Genomic DNA, 23,154 nt, shown 5'->3' with positions numbered 1-23,154 from the left:
GCGCGAAGGCTGACGGCCACACCCCGTCAGCGCGGCGCGGCCGTGTCCGTGACGGCGGGGGGCGATGGCGGGGCGACTGATGATGGCGGGGCAAGCCGGGGCGCCGGGGTCGCGACGTATTCGGTCCAGCCCAGCCGCAGCGACAGGGCCAGGCAGGTGCAGACCAGCAGGGGCTTCACGATGCTGGTGCCCCGGGCGATGACCAGACGGGCGCCCACTTGCGCGCCGATCATGGCGCCGGCGGCCATGGTGATGCCGATGATCAGATCGATATGGCCGCCGATCGCGAACACGATCAAGGCCGAGAGGTTGCTGGTCAGGTTCAGCAGCTTGGTTTCGGCGACCGCGCGGCGCATGCCGCGGCCGTCCAGCGCCACCAGCGCCAGCATGAAGAACGATCCGGTACCGGGGCCGAAGAAGCCGTCATAAAAGCCGATCGCCGGGGCCACGATGAAGCCGGTCACCCAGCCCGGCACCCGCGCCTCGGCATCGATGTCGCCGACCCGGGGCGAGAGCAGGAAATACAGCGCCATCAGCACCAGCAGCACCGGCAGGATCCGCGACAGCGCCGATGGGTCGATCATCTGCACCGCCACCGATCCGGCGGCGGCGCCGGCCAGCACGGTCACCATCCGCAAACCCACATCGCGCAGCCGGATCTGGCCCGAGCGCAGATAGGTGATGGCGGCGGTGGCGGTGCCGACACTGGATTGCAGCTTGTTGGTGGCGATGGCCGCCGCCGGCGGCACGCCGGCCGCCAGCATCGCCGGCAGGGTCACCAGCCCGCCGCCGCCGGCAATGGCGTCGATCGCGGCCGCGAGGATGGCGGCCCCGAACAGGGCGAGCAGCAGCTCGGGCCCGATCGGATGGGACAGGATGGCGGCGACGATATCCATGGGGGGCGCGATGGTCCGGAGAGCGGGGGCGGGGCGGGCGAGGGGGGGCGGGCGAGCCCCCCTTCCTACGCCCACCGGCGCGCGGCGTCATCCGCTTTCAGTCGGCCAGGGCGGCGGCCTTCAGCGCGGCCCGGCGGAGCTTGCCATTGGCGGTTTTGGGCAGGGCATCGCGGAACTCGATCAGGCGCGGATATTTATAGGGTGCCAGCGTCTGCTTGACGTGATCCTGAAGCACCTTGACCAGGGCCGCATCGCCGATGATGCCCGCCGCCGGCACCACCACCGCCTTGACGATCTGGCCACGATCGGCATCGGGCCAGCCGATCACCGCGCATTCGGCGACGGCGTCGTGGCGATAGAGCGCCGCCTCGATCTCAGGGGCCGCGATATTATAGCCGCTGGAGACGATCATGTCGTCGCTGCGCCCGACATACCAGTAATAGCCGGCGGCATCGCGGCGATAGATGTCGCCGGTGACGTTCCAGCCCCGGACCACATAATCGCGCTGGCGCGGATCGGCGAGATAGCGGCAGCCGGTGGGGCCGCGCACCGCCAGACGACCCTCTCCGGGACCGTCGATCATATCGCCTGACGGATCGAGCAGGCAGGCCTCGTAACCCGGCACCGGCCGGCCGGTGGCGCCGGGCACGATGTCGCGGCCGGCGGCGGAGAGCACGATGTGGATCATCTCGGTGGTGCCGAGGCCGTTGACGATGGCGGCGCCGGTGGCCTGGCGCCAGGCATGCCATGTTTCCTCCGGCAGATGCTCGCCGGCCGAGACGAACAGCCGCACGCTGGCAAGGTCGATCTGGTCGAGGGTCTGAAGCAAAGCCCGATAGGCGGTGGGCGAGGTGAAGACATGGCTGGCGCGGTGATCGGCGATCGCCCGCGCCAGGGCGGCCGGCGTGGAATGCTCCGGCAGGGCCACCGCGCAGCCGGCGCTGAGCGGGAAGGCGAGCAGGGCGCCCAGACCGAAGGTGAAGGCGATCGGCGGCGTGCCGCAGAACACGGCCGGGCGTTCGACCTTCAGGATATGGCGGGCGAAGGTGTCGCACATCGCCAGCACGTCGCGATGGAAATGCGCCGCCGCCTTGGGGCTGCCGGTGGTGCCTGAGGTGAAGGCGATCAGGCAGACATCGTCCTGGGCGGTGGCGACCGGCTGAAAATCCGGATCGGCACGCTGCATCAGGGCGGCCAGCGGGTCATCGTCGCCGCCATAGACCGCGATCGCCCGCAACGACCCGGCGGTGGTGCAATGGCGCGCATCCTCAAGCGCCCCGACCAGCCCGTCTTCGCAGATCGCGAGCTGAATCCGCGCCTTGTCGATGACCGGCGCCAGTTCCATGGCGCGCAGCATCGGCATGGTGGTGACGGCAACACCGCCGGCCTTGATCACCGCCAGCCAGGCCGCGAACAGCATCGGCGTGTTGGCGCCGCGCAGCAGCACCCGTTCCCCCGGCACCAGCCGGTAATGATCGACCAGCACCCCTGCAAGCTGATTCGAGCAGGTGTCGAGCATCCGGAATGTCCAGCATGCCGCGCCCCAGAAGATCGCCGGTTCGTCGGGGTCGCTCAACGCCCGCGCCCGGGCCAGCAGCGCCGCCGCGGCATTCAGCCGGTCGGGATAGTGAAGCTCCGGGCGGTCGAAGATCAGGTCCGGCCACTCATCCGGCGGCGGTAGGTTGTCACGGGTGAAAGTGTCGCGATGCGCCGACGGCCGTATCATGTGTGTCACTCCCTCGTCTTCCCCGTGATATACTTTAAGCCTAAATTATAGTCGGTCAAGCGAGGGAAAGGGCGCACGGCAATCCCGGCGGAATATGTCAACCATGTGGTCAAAAACCATCGATGGCATGGCGAGGGCATCGCGGAAATCCGCCGGAGAGCGCCCTTGACATCTATCGGCGGGGCGATAATGTAATTTAAGCTTAAAATAATTTCAGCCTCACGAACACGAGCAAGGACGGGTGCGAGATGCGCATTGCATGCCTCGGCGGCGGGCCGGCCGGCCTCTATTTCGCGATATCGATGAAGCTGCGCAACCCGGCCCACGACATCGAGATCATCGAGCGCAACCGTGCCGGCGACACCTTCGGCTGGGGCGTGGTGTTCTCGGATCAGACGGTGGACAATCTGCGGGCCAACGACCCGGTCAGCGCCGAGGCGATCATCGGCAGTTTCGCGTCGTGGGAGGATATCGTGGTGCGGTTCCGCGGCGAGGCGATCCGCTCGACCGGCCATGGCTTCATCGGCATCGGCCGCAAGCGCCTGTTGGCGATTCTGCAGGACCGCGCCCGGGAGCTGGGCGTGCGGATGTCGTTCGAAACCGAATTCGACGCCGATCTCGACGCCTTCGCCGGGTTCGACCTGATCGTGGCCGCCGACGGCATCAACAGCAAGCTCCGCACCCGCTTCGCCGACCGCTTCGGGGTCGATATCCAGACCCGGGCCAACAAGTATATCTGGCTGGGCACCGAGCGGCGGTTCGATGCTTTTCGAGTTCATCTTCGAAGAAACGCCCGCCGGGCTGATCTGGGCACATGCCTATCGGTTCGAGGATGGGCGCTCGACCTTCATCGTCGAGTGTTCCGAAGACACATGGCGCGGCCTCGGCTTCGACAAGATGGGCCAGGACGAGACCTGCCGGGCCTGCGAGGCGATCTTCAGCGATCATCTGGACGGCCACCCTCTGTCGACCAATGCGAAACATCTGCGCGGCTCGGCCTGGCTCAATTTCAACCGCATCCTGTGCGCGCGCTGGACCATGGGCAATCTGGTGCTGCTGGGCGATGCGGCGCATACCGCCCATTTCTCGATCGGATCGGGCACCAAGCTTGCGATCGAGGATGCGATCAAGCTGGCCGAGGTGCTGAATGCCGGCGCGGCCGGTGGTGATACCGCCGGCTGGCTGCCGGCCGCCCTGCAGGACTACGAGGACGTCCGCCAGGTCGAGGTGCTGAAATTGCAGAACGCCGCGCGCAACTCGACCGAGTGGTTCGAGACGCTGCGCCGCTATCAGCATTTCGATCCCCTTCAGTTCACCTATGCGCTGCTGACCCGCAGCCAGCGGGTCGCCCACGAGAACCTGCGGCTGCGCGATCCGGCGTGGCTGGCCGAGGTGGAACGGCGGTTCGCCACACGCGCCGCCGCCGCCGTGGCACCGGGCGATGCGCCGGCCACAGCCGTTGAGACGCCGACCCCGCCACCTCTGTTCACGCCGTTCAGGCTGCGGGGGCTGACCCTGGCCAACCGGGTGGTGGTGTCGCCGGTGCTGACCTATGGCGCCGGCCCGGATGGCGCGCCGGATGATGTTCATCTGGTCCATTACGGCGCCCGCGCCCTGGGTGGCGCCGGGCTGGTGATGACCGAGATGACCGCGGTCAGTGCCGGTGGCCGGATCACCCCCCATTGCCTGGGGCTGTATGGCGATGCCCAGATGCCGGGCTGGCGGCGGCTGGTGGATTTCGTCCACAACAAAAGTGCGGCCAGGATCGGCATTCAGCTTGGTCATGCCGGTGCGCGTGGGGCCGTGACGCCGGATGACGCGCCGCTGCAGACAGGTGACGACTGGCCGCTGATCACGGCCCCGGCCCTGGCGCGGATCCCGGCCGGCCAGGTGCCGGCGGCGATGACCCTGGCCGATATGGATGCGGTGCGTGATGATGTCGTTGCCGCCACCCGCCGCGCCGACGAACTGGGCGTGGACCTGATCGAGATCCAGGCCGGCCATGGCTATCTGCTGTCGGGCTTCATCACCCCGCTGATGAACCGACGCGAGGATGATTTCGGCGGCACGCCGGGCAACCGGCTGCGGTTTCCGCTGGCGGTGGTGGCGGCGGTGCGCGCGGCCTGGCCCGAACACAAGCCGCTGGCGGTGCGGATTTCGGCCAGCGACTGGATGGGCGATGCCGGCATCACCCCCGATGACGCGGTGCTGATCGCCCGGGCCCTGACCGCCGTCGGCGTGGATCTGATCGACGTATCGTCGGGCGAGACCAGCGCCGAGGCGCGGCCGGTGTTCGGCCGGTTGTACCAGGCCCCCTTCGCCGACCAGATCCGCAACGAGGCGGGCTGCGCGGTGATGGCGGTGGGCAATATCTATGAAGCCGATCAGGTCAATGCGATCCTGGCCGCCGGCCGCGCCGATCTGGTGGCGCTGGGCCGGCCGCATCTGATCGACCCGATGTGGACCTTGCGCGCCGCCGCCGAACTCGGCTATCGGGGCGGGCACACGCCACCCGCCTATCAGACGGGCCAGGCGCAACTGGCGCGCAATCTGGCGCGGGCGCAGGAGATTGCCAGCCTGTAGGGGGCCTATCTATATATGCGCCGGCTTATATACCCCGGCGATATGGACCCAGGCCAGGCAGGATGGTCCGGCGGGCTTTGGATTCGAACGATCATGAGGGCATTGTGCAGGACAAATACGCGGGCGACCCCTCGGGCGCGCTGAGTGTCAGGCTCTGGCTTCGCCTCCTGACCTGTTCGACCGTTATCGAAAAGCGGCTGCGGCGGCGGTTCGTCGACGAGTTCGACACCACCCTGCCGCGTTTCGACGTGATGGCGGCGCTGTATCGTCATCCCGACGGCATCACCATGGGCGAGCTGTCGCGGGCGCTGCTGGTATCGAACGGCAATGTCACCGCCCTGGTCCGGCAGTTGCAGGACCAGGGCCATGCCCGGATCGCGCCGTCGCCCGATGACCGGCGTGCCTCGATCGTCTGCCTGACGCCCGACGGCATGGCCCGGTTCACGGTGCTGGCCGAGGCGCATCACGGCTGGATCGCCGAGGTCTTTTCCGGTATTCCCCCGGCGCAGCAGGAAGCGCTTCTGGGATTGCTGGCCATTCTGAAAGATCAGATCATGACGAAAGGCGCTGTCGAATGAGCTTCGTGGCCCGGACACCGGTTCGCTTCGCCCATGTCGATCCGGCGGGCATCGTGTTCTATCCCCGCTATTTCGAGATGCTGAACGGTGCGGTCGAAGACTGGTTCGCCAGCATGGGGTTCGATTTCCGCCATCTGCACCAGACACTGGGGCTGGGGGCGCCGACCGTGCGGCTGGAGGTGGATTTCAAGGCGCCGTCACGGCTGGGTGACGCGCTGGATTTCACCCTGTCGGTGGAACGCGCCTCGGCCCGGTCATGCACGCTGCGTGTGCGGGTGACCTGCGGCGATGAGGTGCGGTTCACGGCGCTGGTGGTGCTGGTGTGCATGGATCTGGCGCAGGCGGTGTCGGTGCCCTGGCCACGGGCGCTGTCGGCGGCGATGGCCCGGCACGAGGGGGCGGCGGATCAGCCAGCCGCGGAACAGGCAGTGGCGGCAGCCGGCTGAGGCCGCTATGTCGCGGCCCCCGCCGCCGCATGGTTGCGGGCGGCCACCGTGGCGGCGATGGCGCGCTCCGGGGTGGTGGGGCGGAAATCGGGCAGCAATGTGCCAAGCCGGCTGCCGGTGATGATCACCGGATCGTCGAACAGATAGCGCAGTTCCTGAAGCGCCCGCAATTCGGCATCGCCCAGCGCGCCCAGCCGCAGCACCCAGCCTGGCAGCGCGCGGGGCAGAAGGCCCGGCCGGCCGGCGGCGCGGGCGGCCATCTCCATGAACCGGCGCTGGCTGTCGAAGACATGGCCCGGCACATGAACATGCTCCACGGCTGCGAGTTGGTCGTCGCGATCCAGAAGATCGGCCACGATCCGGGCCAGATCGGGCATGAAGCACCATTGGTGGGGCAGATCCAGGGCGCCCGGCCATTGCGGGGCCTGCCCCCGCGCCAGCCGGCCGAAGATCATCTCCACCAGCCGGTTGCGGACGGTGGGGCCATAGAAATCGCCGGCGCGCAGGATCAGCACCGGCGCGGCGCCGCTGTCGCCCAGATCCTCGATCGTCTGTTCAAGCGCGATGCGCAGCCGGCCCTTGGCCGTGGTGGCGCGACGTTCCGCCGCCTCGTGCAGCGGCCGGCCGTCCTGGCGGCCGAAGCCATAGACATTGCCCGGAAACACCAGCCGGATGTGAGCCTCGCGCGCTGCCGTGACCGCGGCGGCGGTGATGCGGCGCATGGCCGGTTCCCAGTGCTGCCAGGGCAGGTTGACAGCGTGGACGATCGCGTCCGTGCCCTCGGCCGCATGGGCGACCAGCGCCGGATCGCGGGCATCGCCGACCACGATCTCGGCATCCTCGGCCAATGCCAGACGCGCCAGATGCGCCGGATCGCGCACCAGCAGCCGCAGCCGCCAGCCGCGCCGGCCCAGTTCCTGCGCCACCGCGCCACCGAAGCTGCCCGCAGCGCCCAGGATCAGGGCGCGCCTGTCGATGCCGTCCATGATCCACTCCTCAAGCTGTGCACGGCGCCGTGCCGGGAAGACTGCCAGACCCGCCAATCATCCGAAGCCCGCCAATCATCCGAAGCCCGCCAATCATCCGAAGCCCGCCAATCATCCGAAGGTAGGGGGCGTCGCGGCCGGTTTCCAATGTCATGATGCTGCTGCAACAACGTCTGGCAACCCCGCACGGGCGGGGAAACCGGTGGTCGCGGGCTTGCCGCCGACGGCCGCATCGGCGCAGAATGGCGTCGCCCGACGCCGTTCCGTTGACGAGGAGACACGCCCCCATGCTGTTCGCGATCATCTGCATCGACAAGCCCGGTCATGAGGCCGTGCGCTTGGAGACCCGGCCCGACCATGTGGCCTATCTCAGGCAAGAGGATGAACAGGTGATGCTGGCGGGCCCGTTCCTGTCGGATGACGGCAGCGCCATGACAGGCAGCCTGATCGTCTATGATGCCGAAACCCTCGACGAGGCCCGCGAGTTTGCGGCCGGCGACCCTTATGCCAAGGCGGGGCTGTTCGACAGCGTCACGATCCGCCCGTGGCGCAAAACGATCGACAATCGCTGAATGACGGCCGTATCAGGAGATGATGAGGCAAGGTTCAAGCCGCCCGGAGAGACCTGCGTGAGATGCCCGGAGAGACCTGCGTGAGATGGAAGAGAGTTGCGTGATGGGCCGCTGGCTGGTGAAGTCGGAACCCTTCAAATATTCCTGGGACCGGATGGTTGCCGAGGGTCGCACCCATTGGGATGGCGTGCGCAACCATCAGGCCGCCGCCAATCTGAAGGCCATGAAGCTGGGCGACCGGGCGTTCTTCTATCACTCCAACGAGGGCAAGGAGATCGTGGGCGTGGTTCAGGTGGCGCGGGAATACTATCCCGATCCGTCGGACCCGGCCGGGCGCTTCGGCATGGTCGACATGCAGGCGGTGGCGCCGGTGGCGCAGCCGGTGACCCTGGCCCAGATCAAGACCGATCCGGCGCTGGAGGGCATTGCCCTGGTGCGCCAGTCGCGGCTGTCGGTGATGGCGATCGAGGATGAGCACTGGGCCCATATCTGCCGGCTGGCCGGCATCGACCCGGATATCTGAGGCCGATGACCGCGACGGCTGACAGCACGCGCGCCGGACGCCTGAGGCTGTGCCCGGCGGACGAGGTGCCGGAGGGCGGTGGCCGCGGCTTCGTCTTCGGCCGGATGCCGGAAGAGCTGCGGGTGTTCGTGATCCGCTGGCAGGGCCGGCTGCTGGCGTATGAGAATGCCTGCCCGCATGCCGGCGTGTCGCTGGACTGGACGCCGGACCGGTTCTTCGACCGCAATGGCGAGTTGCTGATCTGCGCCCTACACGGCGCCCGCTTCCGGCCCGAGGATGGCCTGTGCGTGGCGGGGCCGTGCCGGGGGCTGAAGCTTACGGCGCTGGCCATCGAACTGAACGACGAGGGCGTGGTGCATGCGCTTGATCCGGGGCGCCCGTCGCCCTGAAAGCTTGATGGCGATGACCGGGCCGGGGTCCCGTGGGACCGCGTCCGGACATGGCCGGAACACATCAGACATCCGGCGCGAACCGGATGCGCAGAACCGCTGCCGCCTGACCCGCGGCCGCGAGGGAATCCGATCCAGGGGGAAACCTAGCCCATGTCAGACCTGAAAACCGTCTATCCCGTCCCGGAGGCCTTCGCGCGCGACGCGCTGATCGACAAGGCCCGTTATGACGAGATGTATGCCCGCTCGATCAACGATCCCGACGGCTTCTGGGCCGAACAGGCCCAGACGCTCGACTGGATCAAGCCCTGGGACCGGGTCAAGAACACCGACTTCACCGGCGATGTCTCGATCCGCTGGTTCGAAGGCGGGCAGATCAACATCGCCCAGAATTGCCTGGACCGCCACGAGGCGACCCGCGGCAGCAAGACCGCGATCATCTGGGAACCCGATGATCCGAAGGCCCCGGGCCGCCGGATCAGCTATTCGGAACTCGCCGCCGAGGTCCGCCGCTTCGCCAATGTGCTGAAGGCGCAGGGGGTCGCCAAGGGCGACCGGGTGACGATCTATCTGCCGATGATCCCGGAAGCGGCGGTGGCGATGCTGGCCTGTGCGCGCATCGGTGCGGTGCATTCGGTGGTGTTTGCCGGCTTCTCGCCCGACAGCCTGTCGGGCCGGATCACCGATTGCGGATCGACCGTGCTGATCACCGCCGACGAGGGCCTGCGCGGCGGCCGCAAGGTGCCGCTGAAGGTGAATGCCGACAAGGCGCTGGATCATTGCCCGGATGTGACGGCGGTGGTGGTGGTGCGTCATACCGGCGGCGATATCGCCATGAAAGACGGCCGCGACATCTGGTGGCACGAGGCGATGGCGGATGTGTCCGACGACTGCCCGGCCGAGCCGATGGACGCCGAAGACCCGCTGTTCATCCTGTATACCTCGGGATCGACCGGCAAGCCCAAGGGCGTGCTGCACACCACCGCTGGCTATCTGCTGTATGCGGCGCTGACCCATAAATACGTCTTCGACATTAAGGATGATGACGTCTACTGGTGCACGGCCGATGTCGGCTGGGTGACCGGGCATTCCTATATCCTGTATGGCCCGCTGGCCAATGGCGCCACCACCCTGATGTTCGAGGGCGTGCCGACCTGGCCCGATGCCGGCCGGCATTGGGAGGTGGTCGATAAATACGGGGTGACGATCTATTACACCGCGCCGACCGCGATCCGCGCGCTGATGCGCGAGGGCGAGGCGCCGGTGAAGCGGTCGTCGCGCAAGAGCCTGCGCCTGCTGGGATCGGTGGGTGAGCCGATCAACCCGGAAGCCTGGCGCTGGTATTACGACGTGGTCGGCGATGGCCGCTGCCCGATCACCGACACCTGGTGGCAGACCGAGACCGGCGGCCTGATGATCGCGCCGTTGCCCGGCGCCACCGATCTGAAGCCGGGTTCCGCCACGTTGCCGCTGTTCGGGGTGAAGCCGGTGATCGTGGATAACGAGGGCCAGCCGCTGGAGGGCGCCTGCGAGGGCAATCTGTGCATCGCCGACAGTTGGCCCGGCCAGATGCGGTCGGTCTATGGCGACCATGAACGGTTTGCCCAGACCTATTTCAGCACCTTCCCCGGCATGTATTTCACCGGCGACGGCTGCCGGCGCGACGAGGACGGCTATTACTGGATCACCGGCCGGGTCGACGACGTGATCAACGTCTCTGGGCACCGCATGGGCACGGCTGAGGTGGAAAGCGCGCTGGTCGCCCATCCCAAGGTCGCCGAGGCGGCGGTGGTGGGCTATCCCCACGAGTTGAAGGGCCAGGGCATCTATGCCTATGTGACCCTGAAATCGGGCGAGACCCCCAGCGAGGCGCTGCGCAAGGAACTGGTCGCCTGGGTGCGCAACGAGATCGGCCCGATCGCCACCCCGGACCTGATCCAATGGGCGCCGGGCCTGCCCAAGACCCGGTCCGGCAAGATCATGCGTCGCATCCTGCGCAAGATCGCCGCCAACGAGCATGAGGGGCTGGGCGACACTTCGACCCTCGCCGATCCGAGCGTGGTCGAGGATCTGGTCGGCAACCGGATGAACGGCAACTGAGCCACAGGGCCGGGGCGCGCATCGCGAGGCGCGCCCCGGCTTTCTTGTGCGCCCGTCCTCTTGTGCCCCGGCCCATTTGTGCCCCGGCCCATTTGTGCCTGGCGCGTGATGGTTCAGGCCGCCCGGCGCGCGGTGGCGCGGAACACCAGCACCACGAACAGGACCGCGGCCAGAACCACGGCGATGCTGCCGATCCTGGCCAGCGGCTCGCCCAGCCCCGGATTGCCCGAGAACAGGATCACCAGGCCGGCGATCATCACTACCATACCGGCATGGGCGAGCCCGGCATGCAGCCGGGCCAACCGGGTGGCGGCCAGATCCGCGCGATCCTTCAGCAGCAGGCCATAAAGGGCCGCCGCCACGAAGCCCAGCAGGTTCAGATGGGCATGAGCGGGGCCATATTCGAAATGATGGGTGGCAGACATGGCGACGCCCGCCACCATGCCGATCACGGCATAGACGGCGGCGGCGCGCAGGTGGAAGGCCGCAAGCGGGTTGATGGCCGGCCGGCCCTGTCCCCGCGATACATCTCCGGTGCTGTTCATGAAAAGCCCGCCCTCTCGGCTGTGCTGTGACCCGATGCATGGCATGCGGCCTCTCCGGGCCGATGGTGCCATGCGGCAGAATGCCACGGCCGCTGGCGCCGCCACCGTCTCGGCGGGCACGCTCATGAACGATGGTCGACCCGGTCAGAAATCAACACATTTGCCGTTGCGCTCCCAATCGCCATAGCGCACCGGATCGGGCCCCTTGGGGCCGCCAGTCTCGCGCGGGCGGGGGGGCGTCATGCCGGTATCCTGAACGGTTGGTGTCGTGCCGGCCGGTGCGGCGGGGGTCGTGGGGGCCATCGGGGGTTTGTCGGTCATTGCGTCCGGTTCCTCATGGAAGGCATGCGCCCGACGGGCGGCGGTTTCGCTTGAAGCCATGGTCGATGTCCATATATGTCAGGCGTCTGCTGATGTCAGGCGTCCGGGCGGTGATCCCCCCGGATATCTTTCCGGTGTCGGGGCTGGCCGCACAGCCGGCTGGCCCCCTTCTGGGCTGGACCCTCCGATGAACCATATCCGAACGGCTTTGCTGCTTGCGGCCATGACCGGGCTGTTCATGGCCGTGGGCTATCTGATCGGCGGTGGCGGCGGCATGATGGTGGCTCTGGCCATCGCCGTGGTGATGAACGGCGTCGCCTGGTGGAATGCCGACAAGATGGTGCTGCGCATGTATGGCGCGCGGCCCGTGGATCAGCGCTCGGCGCCCGATCTGCATGCGATGGTCGCAAGGCTGGCTGCCAATGCCGGCTTGCCGATGCCGATGCTTTATATCATAGACGAGGCGCAGCCCAATGCCTTCGCCACCGGTCGCTCGCCTGAAAAGGGGGCGGTGGCGGTGACGCGCGGGCTGCTGCAGGCGCTGTCGCCCGACGAAGTCGCAGGCGTTGTGGCCCATGAGCTTGCCCATATCCGCAACCGCGATACCCTGATCATGACCGTGACCTCGGTGATTGCCGGCGCGATCGCCATGCTGGCCAATTTCGCGTTCTTCTTCGGCGGATCGCGGGACGAGAACGGCAATGGCAACCCGCTGGGTTTCGTGGGGGTGTTGCTGGTCTCGCTGCTGGCGCCGTTCGCGGCGGCGCTGGTGCAGATGGCGATCAGCCGGTCGCGCGAATATGAAGCCGACCGCATCGGCGCCGCTATCTGTGGCCGGCCCGACTGGCTGGCCTCGGCGCTGGAACGCCTGGAATACGCCTCTCGCCGCGTGGTCAATGGCCACGCCGAACACAACCCGGCCTCGGCCAATCTGTTTATTGTGAACCCGTTGAAATCAAACGCCATCGACAGCATGTTCCGCACCCATCCAACCACTGCCGACCGGGTGGCGCGCCTGCGTGCCATGGTGCCGGGGGCGGGCGCCGCCCGCGCCGCCACCGCGACCCCCAGCCCGTGGGGCCCCAGCCGCACCAGCCGGGGGCCGTGGAATTGACCGGGCCCCAGGACCGTTCAGGCCAGCGGCCCCCTGTCGCCCCGCGGCAGGGGGCCGACGCGCGCCGCAGCACGGGTCACCGGCCGGAAGGCCGTCGCCAGGATCCGGCGCCGCAGGGCACCGATCGCACCTATCAGGGCGAACGCGATGGCCGCATCCAGGGCGGCAAGTCCCGTAACGACCGCTATCGTGCCCAGCGCGACCGCGCGGCCGAAGGCGCCCGCAGCTTCCGCGAGCCGACGCCATCGCGCGCCGTCGCCGCCGAACTGCTGATGGACGTGCTGGATGACGGCCGGCCGCTGGACGACGCCATTGCCACCCATGCCGGTTTCCACAAGCTGGACCCGCGCGCGCGCGGGCATGCCCGGATGCTGGTGGCGACGGTGTTGCGCCGCAAGGGCGAGTTCGACCGGCTGCTGGCGACGGTGATGGACCGGCCGGCGCCTGAGAAGGCGATGCATGTTCTCAGGCTGGGCATCGCCGATCTGCGGGTGCTGAACACGCCCGACCACGCCGCGGTCGACAATGCCGTGTGTCTGGCGCAGGCCGGTGGCCTGGGCGGGTTGGCCGGACTGGTCAATGCGGTGCTGCGCCGGATCGCCGCCGAGGGCGATGCGCTGGCCGAGCGCCATGGCATCAGCGCTGTGCGTGACAACCTGCCGCGTTGGCTGCGCGCCTCGTGGGAGGCGTCTTACGGTGTTGAGGCCACCGACGCGATCGCCGAGGTGCTGCTGCGCGAGCCGCCGATCGACATCTGTGTGGCGAAGCCGCGTGACGTCGCCACCTGGGCCGAGCGCCTGGGTGGCCGGGCCGTCGGCGCCCGCACGGTACGGATCGAGCGCGCCGAGGGCGGTGTCGACCGGCTGGAGGGATTTGCCGACGGCGCCTGGTGGGTGCAGGATCTGGCGGCGACCCTGCCGGCGATGCTGCTGGGTGATGTGCGCGGCAAGCTGGTCTATGACCTGTGCGCCGCCCCCGGTGGCAAGACCGCGCAGCTGGCAGCCGCCGGTGCCGTGGTCACCGCCGTCGACCGCAATCCGCGCCGGATGATGCGGCTGGACGAGAACATGGCGCGGCTGGGTCTGACCGTGACCTCGGTCACCGCCGATCTGCTGACCTGGAAGCCCGAGACCCTGGCCGATGCGGTGCTGCTGGACGCGCCCTGTTCCGGCACCGGCACCCTGCGCCGCCGCCCCGATCTGGCATGGTCGAAGCGTCCCGATCAGGTGGCGGAACTGACGGCGCTGCAGGAAGATCTGCTGACCGCGGCGATGGCCATGGTCAAGCCGGGCGGGCTGGTGGTTTATGCCACCTGTTCGCTGGAAGCGGCCGAGGGCGAGGCGCTGGTCGCGCGCGCGTTGCAGCGCGGCCTGAATGCCGAGCGGGTGCCGCTGGTGGCCGATGAATTGCCGGCACGCATGGGCATGGCGGTGAACGCGCTGGGCGAGTTGCGCACGACACCGGCCATGCTGGCCGACGCGGGTGGCATGGACGGGTTTTTCGCCGTCCGCTTGCGGCGGCGCGCCGATAGCTGATACCAAGGACGTCAACAGGCCGTGATCGGCTGCCCCGCCGATCACGGCATCCTCGCCGGAGGCTTCAAGACCCATGACCGAGGCACCAGCCAGCCCCGTCCGCGCCGGTCTCAATCACACCGCGGCCGCAACCCCCAGCCGGGCGCCGATTCGGATCGCGCCGTCGATCCTGTCGGCTGATTTCGGCCGGCTGGGCGCCGAGGTGCAGGCCATCGACGACGCCGGCGCCGACTATATCCATGTCGACGTGATGGATGGGCATTACGTGCCGAACCTGACCATCGGCCCGATGGTGGTCAAGGCGCTGAAGCCATGGTCGAAGAAGGTCTTCGACGTGCATCTGATGATCGCGCCGGTCGACCCCTATATCGCGGCCTTTGTCGAGGCCGGGGCGGATATCGTGACGGTTCATGCCGAGGCCGGGCCGCATCTCCACCGCACCGTGCAACTGGTCAAGTCGCTGGGGGCGAAGGTCGGGGTGTCGCTGAACCCGTCGACCCCGCCCGAGGTGCTGGACTATGTGCTGCCCGACCTGGATCTGGTGCTGGTGATGAGCGTCAATCCGGGCTTTGGCGGCCAGAGCTTCATTCCGTCGCAGCTGGACAAGATCCGGATCCTGCGCGCCAGGATCGACGCCACCGGACGCGATATCGACCTTGAGGTCGACGGCGGCGTGACGCCGGAGACCGCGGCCCTGGTCGCGGCGGCGGGCGCCGACGTGCTGGTGGCGGGCTCCGCCGCCTTCAAGGGCGGGGCCGCTGCCTATGCCGACAATATCGCCAGGCTCCGTGCCGGCGCCGACCGCGGCCGGCAGGGGGCTTGAGCCCACCACCCACGCGCCCGCCCACCCCCGACCCCGGCCACCCCCGACCCCGGCTGCACCCGCCGGCATCATTGACCAGCCCCTTTCACAATCGAGAGACCCAAGGTCCATGGCCGCGACCACGCGCATGCCGCCGTCCGGAAGTCCGCTGCCCGGCGCTGGCGACCGTTTGAGGGCGCTGGCCCATCGCTGGTTCGTGGCGCCCCTGCCCGATGCCCGCGGCCGTATCGGGCGGGTGCTGGTGCCGGTGCGTCCGGGCAACCCCGATCGCGGGGTGGAGATGGTTCAGGGCCGGTTTCATCTGGCGGGACAGGTGGTCGAGGCCACCCACAAGCTGGGCCCCGACCCCTATACCCCCGCCGATGGCGATGCCGCCGGCCGTGGCGCCGACGAGCCCGATATCGAGCTGACACCGCCGCCACCGGTGCTGCCGGCGCCGGACCCGTTTCTGGACGATACCGCCCTGCCCGAGGATGCGGCCCTGCTGGAAGGAGGCAGCGTTGCCGTGGCGCCGCCGCCGGTTGCGGCCATGCCGCCGCCGCCCGCCTTGTCGCGCCCCGACTGGCTGCCGGACGAGGCATCCGATGCCTGGCTGGTCGCCTGGCAGGGTTTCACCTGGATGGACGACCTGCGGGCGGTGGCGGGCAGCCACGCATCCCGCGCCCGCGCGCTGGCCCGTGCCCTGGTTGCGGAATGGATCGCCGCCGATCGCGCCGCCTTCGAGCCCTATGCCTGGTCGCCTGGTATCGCCGGGCGCCGGCTGGCTGCATTCGCATTGCATGCGGGCTTTCTGATCGACGCCGACGACGACACGCTGCAGGCCGCCCGCACCGACGACCGCCGCCTGATGGCTGCTATGCGTCAGCATGCGGATCGGCTGGAGCGGATGGTGAAATGGCGCGGGCTGGATGGTGTGGAGCGCATCCAGGCGCTGAGGGGCCTGTGGATGGGCCGCGCCGCCCTTGGCGCCGGCCGCCGCAAGCTTGCCAAAATTGCGAAACAACTGGCCCTGGCGCTGGGCCGGCAGATCCACGAGGACGGGGTGCATCGCTCGCGGTCTCCCGCCCGTCAGTTGGAACTGTTGTCGGATCTGGTGGAACTGAAGGCGATCGCCGCCGCCCATAATCTGAACATGCCGGGCGAGTTCGACGACGCGATGTCGCGGCTGGCGGCGGCATTGCGGCTGATGCGCCATCGCGACGGGGTGCTGGCGCTGTTCAACGGCACGCCGGAAATTCCGGCAGCCGAGGTCGATGCCGTGCTGGGCCAGATCCCGCCCCGGGGCATGGACCGCCTGGATGGCCGCATCGGCGGGTTCGAGCGGCTGGCCGCGCGCCGCACCACGGTTCTGGTCGATCTGGGCCTGCCGGCGCCGCCACGCGCCGGCCAGACCGGCTTTGCCGGGTTCGGATCGTTCGAGATGTCGACCGGCCGTGAACGGCTGGTGGTGAATTGCGGCGCCTATGTCGCCCGGCCGGGCCCCTGGATGCAGGCGGTGACCCAGGCCGCCGCCCATTCCGGCGTTACGATCGACGAGACCGGACCGGTGCGGGTTGAAGCCGGCAGCGGCGATCGCCGCCAGCGCCGCGATACGCCGCCGGTGGTGGTCGATCGCCGCGACGACGAGGGTGCGCAATGGCTGGAATTCAGCCATCACGGCTTCCGTGATCACGGGCTGGTCCACAGCCGGCGGCTGTATCTGGGCCCGGATGGCGACGATCTGCGCGGTGAGGACCGGTTCACGGCAACCGGGGCCGACGACACGGCGGCACCGTCGCGCTTCGCGCTTCGCTTTCATCTGCATCCGGCCGCCAAGGCATCGCCCATCCAGGGCGGTGCCGCCGTGCTGGTGCGGCCGGTTCGTGGCCCCGGCTGGTATGTCCGGGCCGATGGCGCCTCGATCGCGATCGAGGACAGCGTTCATATGGGTCAGGGCGGTCGGGTGCGCGCCGCCCAGCAGATCGTGGTCAGCGGCGTGACCGAGGGGGCCGAGACCCGCATCCGCTGGGCATTCCAGCAGGTGCAGTCGCGACCCGAGGGGGATGCCCGGGTCAATGCCGCCGCGACCGGCCCCGGCTTCGACACCCGCCCGGCGCGGATCGAGGATGTGCGCGGCGCAGCCGGCGATGCCAGGACCGGCACAGCGGTGCCGGACGCGGCCGGGCCGCCTGAGCCGGCCGCCCTGCGGGGCACACGCCCGGGCGCCGGCGATCCGCCTGCATCAGCGTGAATCCGGCCGCCGGTCCGGATTTTTTCCCGGCGGCGCCGGGCTTTTTCGCGTCGATTGGCCTTGCCATCCGCGGGGGTTTCACCGATATAGGACTTGTGCGGTCCTGATTGCATGGCCGTGGCTTCCGGCTCACCCCGCTCGCTGGTTCACCCCGCTCAAGATGGCTCGATGCTTAAAATCGCCAAACTGACCGACTATGGCATCGTGGTGCTCACCCACATCGCCCATGCGCCCGACCGGGTCCACCGGGTGACGGAGCTTGCCGATGAGCTGAACATCCCGGCGCCCACGGTCGCGAAGCTGGCCAAGACCCTGGCGCGCGACGGGCTGCTGATCTCGCATCGCGGCGCGCATGGCGGCTATCGTCTGGCGCGGCCCGCGGCCGAGATCCGGGTCGTCGACATCGTCGAGAGCCTGGAAGGGCCGGTGGCGATCATGGAATGCATCGAACATCCCGGCGCCTGCCGACAGGAAAGCGTCTGCCAGACCCGCGGCAACTGGATCCGGATCAACCGGGCCATCACCCGCGCGCTGGAAGGTATCAGCCTGGCCGATATGGCGCTCGACACCCCGGTGGCGCCGGAGGTGCCGATCCTGGCCGAGGCTGCGGTGTGAGGAGCCGGGACGAGATTGGCCGCGGGCCCTCTGGCCGGTGGTGACGAGACGAGATCTGTTTGAACGAGCATCTTCATCCGGTCAGGTGGGTCCATCTGATCAGGATCTGCTCGGGACTGGTTTAACGAGCATCTTCACCTGATCAGGTGGGTCCATCTGATCAGGATCTGCTCTCTAGGTGCGACGACCCGCGGCCCGATGACGGGCCGGCACAAACGAACGGGCGCGCGGAGGACGAGTGATGACGAGCAAGAACGCAGTCGAGGCGCTGGTCGCCCGGGAGTACGCGGAAGGATTTCACGTCGATATCGACGCGGACAACGTGCCGCCTGGACTCGACGAGAGCGTCATCCGCGTGATTTCCGCCAAGAAGCAGGAACCCGCGTTCATGCTTGACTGGCGGTTGAAGGCTTACAAGACATGGCTGGCGATGGAAGAGCCCGACTGGGCTTTCCTGAAGAAGCCCAAGCTCGATTTTCAATCGATCATCTATTATTCGGCTCCGAAGCCGAAGACCGACGGGCCGCAGAGCCTGGACGAGGTCGACCCGGAACTGCTGAAGATCTATGAACGTCTGGGCATCCCGCTGAAGGAACAGGAGCTTCTGGCCGGCGTGTCGAATGTCGCGGTCGATGCCGTGCTCGACAGCGTGTCGGTGGCCACCACCTACAAGGGCAAGCTCAAGGAGATGGGCATCATCTTCTGCTCGTTCTCCGAGGCGGTGCGCGAATATCCCGAGCTGGTCCAGAAGTATATGGGCTCGGTGGTGCCGGTTGGCGACAACTTCTATGCCGCCATGAACGCCGCCGTGTTCTCGGACGGCACCTTCGTCTACGTGCCCAAGGGCGTGCGCTGCCCGATGGAGCTGTCGACCTATTTCCGCATCAACACCGCCGGGACCGGCCAGTTCGAACGGACGCTGATCATCGCCGAGGAAGGCGCCTATGTCAGCTATCTGGAGGGCTGCACGGCACCGATGCGCGACGAGAACCAGCTACATGCGGCGGTGGTGGAACTGGTCGCGATGAAGGACGCCGAGATCAAGTACTCGACGGTCCAGAACTGGTACCCGGGCGATGCCGAGGGCCGGGGTGGCATTCTGAACTATGTCACCAAGCGCGGTGCCTGCCGCGGCGCCAATTCGAAGATCTCGTGGACCCAGGTCGAGACCGGATCGGCGATCACCTGGAAGTATCCCAGCGTGATCCTGCAGGGTGACAACTCGATCGGCGAGTTCTATTCGGTTGCGGTGGCGAACAACGCCCAGCAGGCCGATACCGGCACCAAGATGATCCATATCGGCCGCAACACCCGCAGCACGATCATCTCGAAGGGGATTTCCGCCGGCCGCGGCCAGAACACCTATCGCGGTCTGGTGCGGATGCAGAAGGGCGCCGAGGGCGCGCGCAACTATACCCAGTGCGACAGCCTGTTGCTGGGCCCCGATTGCGGCGCGCACACCTTCCCCTATATCGAGAGCCGCAACCCGACGGCACAGGTGGAGCACGAGGCCACGACCTCGAAGATCAGCGACGATCAGCTGTTCTATCTGATGCAGCGCGGGCTGTCGGCCGAGGATGCCGTGTCGATGATCATCAACGGCTTCTGCAAGGACGTGCTGAAGGAATTGCCGATGGAGTTCGCGGTCGAGGCGCAGAAGCTGCTGGGCATCACGCTGGAGGGCAGCGTCGGCTGAGGCCGGCGCCCGCTCCGCCCGATATTACGCCCATCCGATCCGGCCCGCGCCCAGGCGCTGCCAGTTTTTGACCCGTGCCGGCGCCCGCCGCCGGCCTGACGACCTTGTTCGAGGACACTATGCTCATCATCCGTGACCTGCACGCCCGCGTCGACGGCAAGGAGATCCTGCGCGGCCTGGACCTGGACGTGCGGCCCGGCGAGGTGCACGCGATCATGGGGCCGAACGGCGCCGGCAAGAGCACCCTGTCGCATATTCTGGCCGGTCGTGACGGCTATGAGGTGACCCGCGGCTCCGTCACCTATATGGGGCAGGATCTGCTGGAGATGGCGCCTGAGATGCGCGCCCGCGCCGGCGTGTTTCTGGCCTTCCAGTACCCGGTGGAGATCCCGGGGGTGAACAACACCTATCTGCTGAAGATGGCGCTGAATGCCCGGCGCAAGCATGAGGGCCTGCCGGAACTGGACGCGATCCAGTTCCTGAAGCTGGTCCGCCAGAAGCTGAAGATCGTGCATCTGGATGAGAGCCTGCTGAAGCGGCCGGTGAATGCCGGCTTCTCGGGCGGCGAGAAGAAGCGCAACGAGATCTTCCAGATGGCCGTGCTGGAGCCGAAGCTGTGCATCCTGGACGAGACCGATAGCGGGCTGGATATCGATGCGCTGAAGGCGGTGGCCGACGGTGTGAACACCCTGCGCGATCCGGCGCGGTCATTCATCATGATCACCCATTATCAGCGGCTGCTGGACCATATCGTGCCCGATTTCGTGCACGTGCTGGCCCATGGCCGGATCGTGCGTTCCGGCGACAAGTCGCTGGCCCTGGAGCTTGAGGAAAAGGGCTATGGCTGGATCGACGAGCTTGCCGGCGCGGGGGCCTGAGACCATGGCGGTTCTGGATGCCACCCCTGACAAGCTGGACATGCTGATCGCGGCCCAGGGCCATCACGGTGGCCCCGACTGGCTGGAAGCGCTGCGCGCCCGGGGCCGCGACGGCTTCCGCTCGCTGGGCCTGCCGACCCCGCGTGCCGAGGACTGGCGGAACCTGCGGCTGAACGCGCTCTATGGCCAGAGCTTCACGGCCGGCGAGGGCGCCGTGCCGATGCTGACCTGGGCGCATCTGATGCCGATCGTGCCCAAGGGCATCGATTGCGACCGGATCACCATGGTCAATGGCCGATTTTCCGCCGATCTGTCGGCGGTGGGGGATCTGCCCGAGGGGGTCCGGGTGTCGGGTCTGGCCGACGCGATTGCCGGAGACGCAGACCGCATCGAGCCGGTGCTGGGCCGGATCGCCCGTGATGATGCCGATGGCTTTGCCGCACTCAATCAGGCGGCGCTGGCCGATGGCGCGGCGGTGATCGTGCCGCGCGGGGTTGAACTGTCCCGCCCGGTGCATCTGCTGCACCACGCGCTGAGCCCGCGCACCCCCGTGGTGGCGCAACCCCGGATCGTGATCGATCTGGCCGAGAATGCCCGCGCCACGGTGATCGAGCACTGGCGGGGCCTGGCAGGTGAGACCGCCTTCGTCAACGCGGTGATCGAGATCCGGCTGGCGCGTGGCGCCCGGCTGGACCTGATCCGGTTGCAGACCAGCGGCGAGACGGCGTTCCATATCGACCGGCTGGCGGCCTCGGTCGCCGGTGATGCCACGCTGAACGTGATCCAGATCGATCTGGGCGCCCGGCTGTCGCGCCATGGCATCGATGTGATGCTGGACGGGCGCGGGGCGGCGGCGACCCTGGACGGGCTGTTCGCGATCGGCGCCGAACAGCAGACCGACACCCGGTCCAATGTCGAGCACCGCCACCGCGACGGCCGGCTGTCGCAGACCTGGAAGGGGGTCGCCGGTGGCCGCGCGCGCGGCATCTTCTGCGGGCGCGTGCATGTGCTGCCCGGCGCCGTCGGCACCGATGCGTCGATGTCGAGCCGCAACCTGCTGGCATCGCGCACCGCCGAAATCCTGCCCAAGCCGGAACTGGAGATCCATGCCGACGAGGTGAAATGCGCCCACGGCGCCACCGTCGGCGCGATTTCCGAGCAGGAGCTGTTTTATCTGCAAAGCCGCGGCCTGGATGCCGCCGAGGGCCGGCGGATCCTGACCCGCGCCTTCGCTGAAGAGATTGTCGACCGCCTGCCATTCGAGGCCTTCCGTGAGCAGGTCTCGGGCTGGGTCGACCGCCACATGGCCCAGACCGTGCTGACCGACGCGGTCGTGAAGGAGGCGACAGCGTCATGACCGACCAGACCACACGACCCTTGTATGACGTGGCGCGGATCCGCGCCGATTTCCCGATCCTGGCGACCCAGGTGCGCGGCAAGCCGCTGGTCTATCTGGACAACGCCGCCTCGTCGCAGAAGCCGCGGCAGGTGCTGGATGCCGAACGGGCGGTGTATGAGACCGGTTATGCCAACGTCCATCGCGGCGTCCACTACCTGTCGGAAAAGGCCACGCAGGGCTATGAGGCGGCGCGCGAGACTGTGCGGGCCTGGATCAATGCCGCCTCGACCAATGAGATCGTCTTCACCCGTGGCACGACCGAGAGCATCAATCTGGTCGCGCATTGCTGGGGCCGGGCCAATCTCCGCGCCGGCGACGAAATCCTGATCACCCATCTGGAACACCACTCCAACATCGTGCCCTGGCAGATGATCGCCGAGACCACCGGCGCGCGGCTTGTGGTGGCGCCGGTGGATGACCGGGGCGAGGTGGATCAGGATGCCTTCGACCGGCTGATTTCCAGCCGCCGGGTGAAGGTGATGGCGGTGGCGCATGTCTCGAACGCGCTGGGCACCATCCTGCCGGTGCGGCGAATGATCGAGGCCGCCCACAAGGTGGGTGCGATCGCGGTGATCGACGGCGCCCAGGCGCTGCCGCATCTGGCGGTGGACGTGCAGGCGCTGGATGCCGATTTCTATGCCATGTCGTCGCATAAGGCCTATGGCCCGACCGGCTTCGGCGTGCTGTATGGCAAGCTGCCGCTGCTGAAGGCGATGCCGCCCTGGCAGGGCGGTGGCGATATGATCGAGACGGTGACCTTCGAGAAGACCACCTATGCCGAGCCGCCGGCGAAATTCGAGGCCGGCACCCCGCATATCGTGGGTGCGATCGGCTTTGCGGCCGCGCTGGATTATATCGCGGGCATCGGCGTGGGCGCGATCGCGGCCCATGAACACGACCTGACCGCCTATGCCCATGAACGACTGTGCGAGATCAACCGGCTGAAGATCATCGGCGAGGCGCGCGACAAGGCCGGGGTGGTGTCGTTCACCATCGACGGCATCCACCCGCATGACATCGGCACCATTCTTGACCAGCAGGGCGTGGCGGTGCGCACCGGCCATCACTGCACCCAGCCGCTGATGGTGCGCTTCGGCGTGCCGGCGACGGCGCGGGCATCGTTCGGCATGTACAACACCCGGGACGAAGTGGATGCTCTGGTCGACGGCCTGCGCAAGGTCGTGAAGTTCATGGGCTGA

General features: G+C 68.0%; 20 protein-coding genes and 1 pseudogene. 16 read left to right on the top strand and 5 right to left on the bottom strand.

The window, feature by feature from the left end; genetic code table 11:
* Window positions 1-26 precede the first annotated feature (26 nt).
* Both IEW15_RS10705 and IEW15_RS10700 read right to left on the bottom strand, forming a co-directional pair.
* The gene (locus tag IEW15_RS10705) at window positions 27-896 is read right to left on the bottom strand and encodes a TSUP family transporter (RefSeq protein WP_188577641.1); all 870 of its coding nucleotides are present in this window, start codon (window positions 894-896) and stop codon (window positions 27-29) included.
* A 97-nt stretch (window positions 897-993) separates the two neighbouring features.
* Window positions 994-2,622: an AMP-binding protein gene (locus tag IEW15_RS10700; protein ID WP_188577639.1), complete on the bottom strand. Its 1,629-nt coding sequence runs from the start codon at window positions 2,620-2,622 to the stop codon at window positions 994-996.
* Window positions 2,623-2,870: 248 nt separating this feature from the next.
* Here IEW15_RS10700 and IEW15_RS10695 point away from each other — a divergent pair.
* From IEW15_RS10695 to IEW15_RS10685, 3 genes and pseudogenes are all read left to right on the top strand, one after another.
* A pseudogene (locus IEW15_RS10695) lies at window positions 2,871-5,205 on the top strand (bifunctional salicylyl-CoA 5-hydroxylase/oxidoreductase).
* A gap of 77 nt (window positions 5,206-5,282) precedes the next feature.
* Window positions 5,283-5,783 carry a MarR family winged helix-turn-helix transcriptional regulator gene (locus IEW15_RS10690; RefSeq protein ID WP_229708000.1) on the top strand — a complete coding sequence of 167 codons (501 nt, stop codon included), beginning with the start codon at window positions 5,283-5,285 and terminating at the stop codon, window positions 5,781-5,783.
* The gene (locus IEW15_RS10685; protein WP_188577635.1) at window positions 5,780-6,229 is read left to right on the top strand and encodes an acyl-CoA thioesterase; all 450 of its coding nucleotides are present in this window, start codon (window positions 5,780-5,782) and stop codon (window positions 6,227-6,229) included. The genes IEW15_RS10690 and IEW15_RS10685 overlap by 4 nt, the downstream gene beginning before the upstream one ends.
* Before the next feature lie 5 nt (window positions 6,230-6,234).
* On the opposite strand, the gene IEW15_RS10680 is transcribed toward IEW15_RS10685, so the two are convergent.
* Window positions 6,235-7,215, bottom strand: a complete 981-nt coding sequence (locus tag IEW15_RS10680) for an NAD(P)H-binding protein (protein WP_188577633.1) — start codon at window positions 7,213-7,215, stop codon at window positions 6,235-6,237.
* Window positions 7,216-7,502: 287 nt separating this feature from the next.
* Between IEW15_RS10680 and IEW15_RS10675 the strand changes: the two genes are divergently transcribed.
* From IEW15_RS10675 to acs, 4 genes are all read left to right on the top strand, one after another.
* Window positions 7,503-7,787, top strand: a complete 285-nt coding sequence (locus IEW15_RS10675; protein WP_188577631.1) for a YciI family protein — start codon at window positions 7,503-7,505, stop codon at window positions 7,785-7,787.
* 103 nt (window positions 7,788-7,890) lie between these two features.
* Window positions 7,891-8,310, top strand: coding sequence for an EVE domain-containing protein (locus tag IEW15_RS10670; protein ID WP_188577688.1), 420 nt, complete (start codon window positions 7,891-7,893; stop codon window positions 8,308-8,310).
* A gap of 5 nt (window positions 8,311-8,315) precedes the next feature.
* On the top strand, window positions 8,316-8,699 hold the full coding sequence (locus IEW15_RS10665) for a Rieske (2Fe-2S) protein (RefSeq protein ID WP_188577629.1): 384 nt from the start codon (window positions 8,316-8,318) through the stop codon (window positions 8,697-8,699).
* A gap of 153 nt (window positions 8,700-8,852) precedes the next feature.
* Window positions 8,853-10,799: an acetate--CoA ligase gene (gene acs / locus IEW15_RS10660; RefSeq protein ID WP_188577627.1), complete on the top strand. Its 1,947-nt coding sequence runs from the start codon at window positions 8,853-8,855 to the stop codon at window positions 10,797-10,799.
* 113 nt (window positions 10,800-10,912) lie between these two features.
* Here the strand turns inward: acs and IEW15_RS10655 are convergent, their stop codons facing one another.
* Both IEW15_RS10655 and IEW15_RS10650 read right to left on the bottom strand, forming a co-directional pair.
* Window positions 10,913-11,344 carry a hypothetical protein gene (locus IEW15_RS10655; protein WP_188577625.1) on the bottom strand — a complete coding sequence of 144 codons (432 nt, stop codon included), beginning with the start codon at window positions 11,342-11,344 and terminating at the stop codon, window positions 10,913-10,915.
* A gap of 144 nt (window positions 11,345-11,488) precedes the next feature.
* On the bottom strand, window positions 11,489-11,665 hold the full coding sequence (locus tag IEW15_RS10650; RefSeq protein WP_188577623.1) for a DUF1674 domain-containing protein: 177 nt from the start codon (window positions 11,663-11,665) through the stop codon (window positions 11,489-11,491).
* A gap of 187 nt (window positions 11,666-11,852) precedes the next feature.
* Between IEW15_RS10650 and htpX the strand changes: the two genes are divergently transcribed.
* The 9 genes from htpX to IEW15_RS10605 all read left to right on the top strand — a co-directional run bounded on the left by htpX (window position 11,853) and on the right by IEW15_RS10605 (window position 23,154).
* Window positions 11,853-12,779 (top strand): zinc metalloprotease HtpX, encoded by a 927-nt coding sequence (htpX, locus tag IEW15_RS10645; RefSeq protein ID WP_188577621.1) that lies wholly within the window; start codon window positions 11,853-11,855, stop codon window positions 12,777-12,779.
* Complete coding sequence (locus tag IEW15_RS10640; RefSeq protein ID WP_229707999.1) at window positions 12,776-14,314, top strand: RsmB/NOP family class I SAM-dependent RNA methyltransferase; 1,539 nt, start codon at window positions 12,776-12,778, stop codon at window positions 14,312-14,314. The genes htpX and IEW15_RS10640 overlap by 4 nt, the downstream gene beginning before the upstream one ends.
* A 73-nt stretch (window positions 14,315-14,387) precedes the next feature.
* On the top strand, window positions 14,388-15,137 hold the full coding sequence (rpe, locus tag IEW15_RS10635) for a ribulose-phosphate 3-epimerase (protein ID WP_229707998.1): 750 nt from the start codon (window positions 14,388-14,390) through the stop codon (window positions 15,135-15,137).
* 109 nt (window positions 15,138-15,246) lie between these two features.
* A complete protein-coding gene (locus tag IEW15_RS10630) occupies window positions 15,247-17,367 on the top strand; it encodes a heparinase II/III family protein (protein ID WP_188577619.1) in 2,121 nt (706 codons plus the stop codon).
* 168 nt (window positions 17,368-17,535) lie between these two features.
* Window positions 17,536-17,982: an SUF system Fe-S cluster assembly regulator gene (locus IEW15_RS10625; protein WP_188577617.1), complete on the top strand. Its 447-nt coding sequence runs from the start codon at window positions 17,536-17,538 to the stop codon at window positions 17,980-17,982.
* Between the two features lie 241 nt (window positions 17,983-18,223).
* The gene (sufB, locus tag IEW15_RS10620; RefSeq protein WP_188577615.1) at window positions 18,224-19,678 is read left to right on the top strand and encodes a Fe-S cluster assembly protein SufB; all 1,455 of its coding nucleotides are present in this window, start codon (window positions 18,224-18,226) and stop codon (window positions 19,676-19,678) included.
* Between the two features lie 119 nt (window positions 19,679-19,797).
* Window positions 19,798-20,556, top strand: coding sequence for a Fe-S cluster assembly ATPase SufC (gene sufC / locus IEW15_RS10615; RefSeq protein ID WP_188577613.1), 759 nt, complete (start codon window positions 19,798-19,800; stop codon window positions 20,554-20,556).
* Complete coding sequence (gene sufD, locus IEW15_RS10610) at window positions 20,519-21,913, top strand: Fe-S cluster assembly protein SufD (protein ID WP_188577612.1); 1,395 nt, start codon at window positions 20,519-20,521, stop codon at window positions 21,911-21,913. Before sufC ends, sufD begins: the two co-directional genes overlap by 38 nt.
* On the top strand, window positions 21,910-23,154 hold the full coding sequence (locus IEW15_RS10605; RefSeq protein ID WP_188577610.1) for a cysteine desulfurase: 1,245 nt from the start codon (window positions 21,910-21,912) through the stop codon (window positions 23,152-23,154). Before sufD ends, IEW15_RS10605 begins: the two co-directional genes overlap by 4 nt.

Origin of the sequence: Tistrella bauzanensis (genome assembly GCF_014636235.1) — a bacterium.
GTDB classification, from domain to species: domain Bacteria; phylum Pseudomonadota; class Alphaproteobacteria; order Tistrellales; family Tistrellaceae; genus Tistrella; species Tistrella bauzanensis.
The sequence above is the reverse complement of the archived record's forward strand: the minus strand, read 5'-3'. Positions and strand labels throughout refer to the sequence as shown.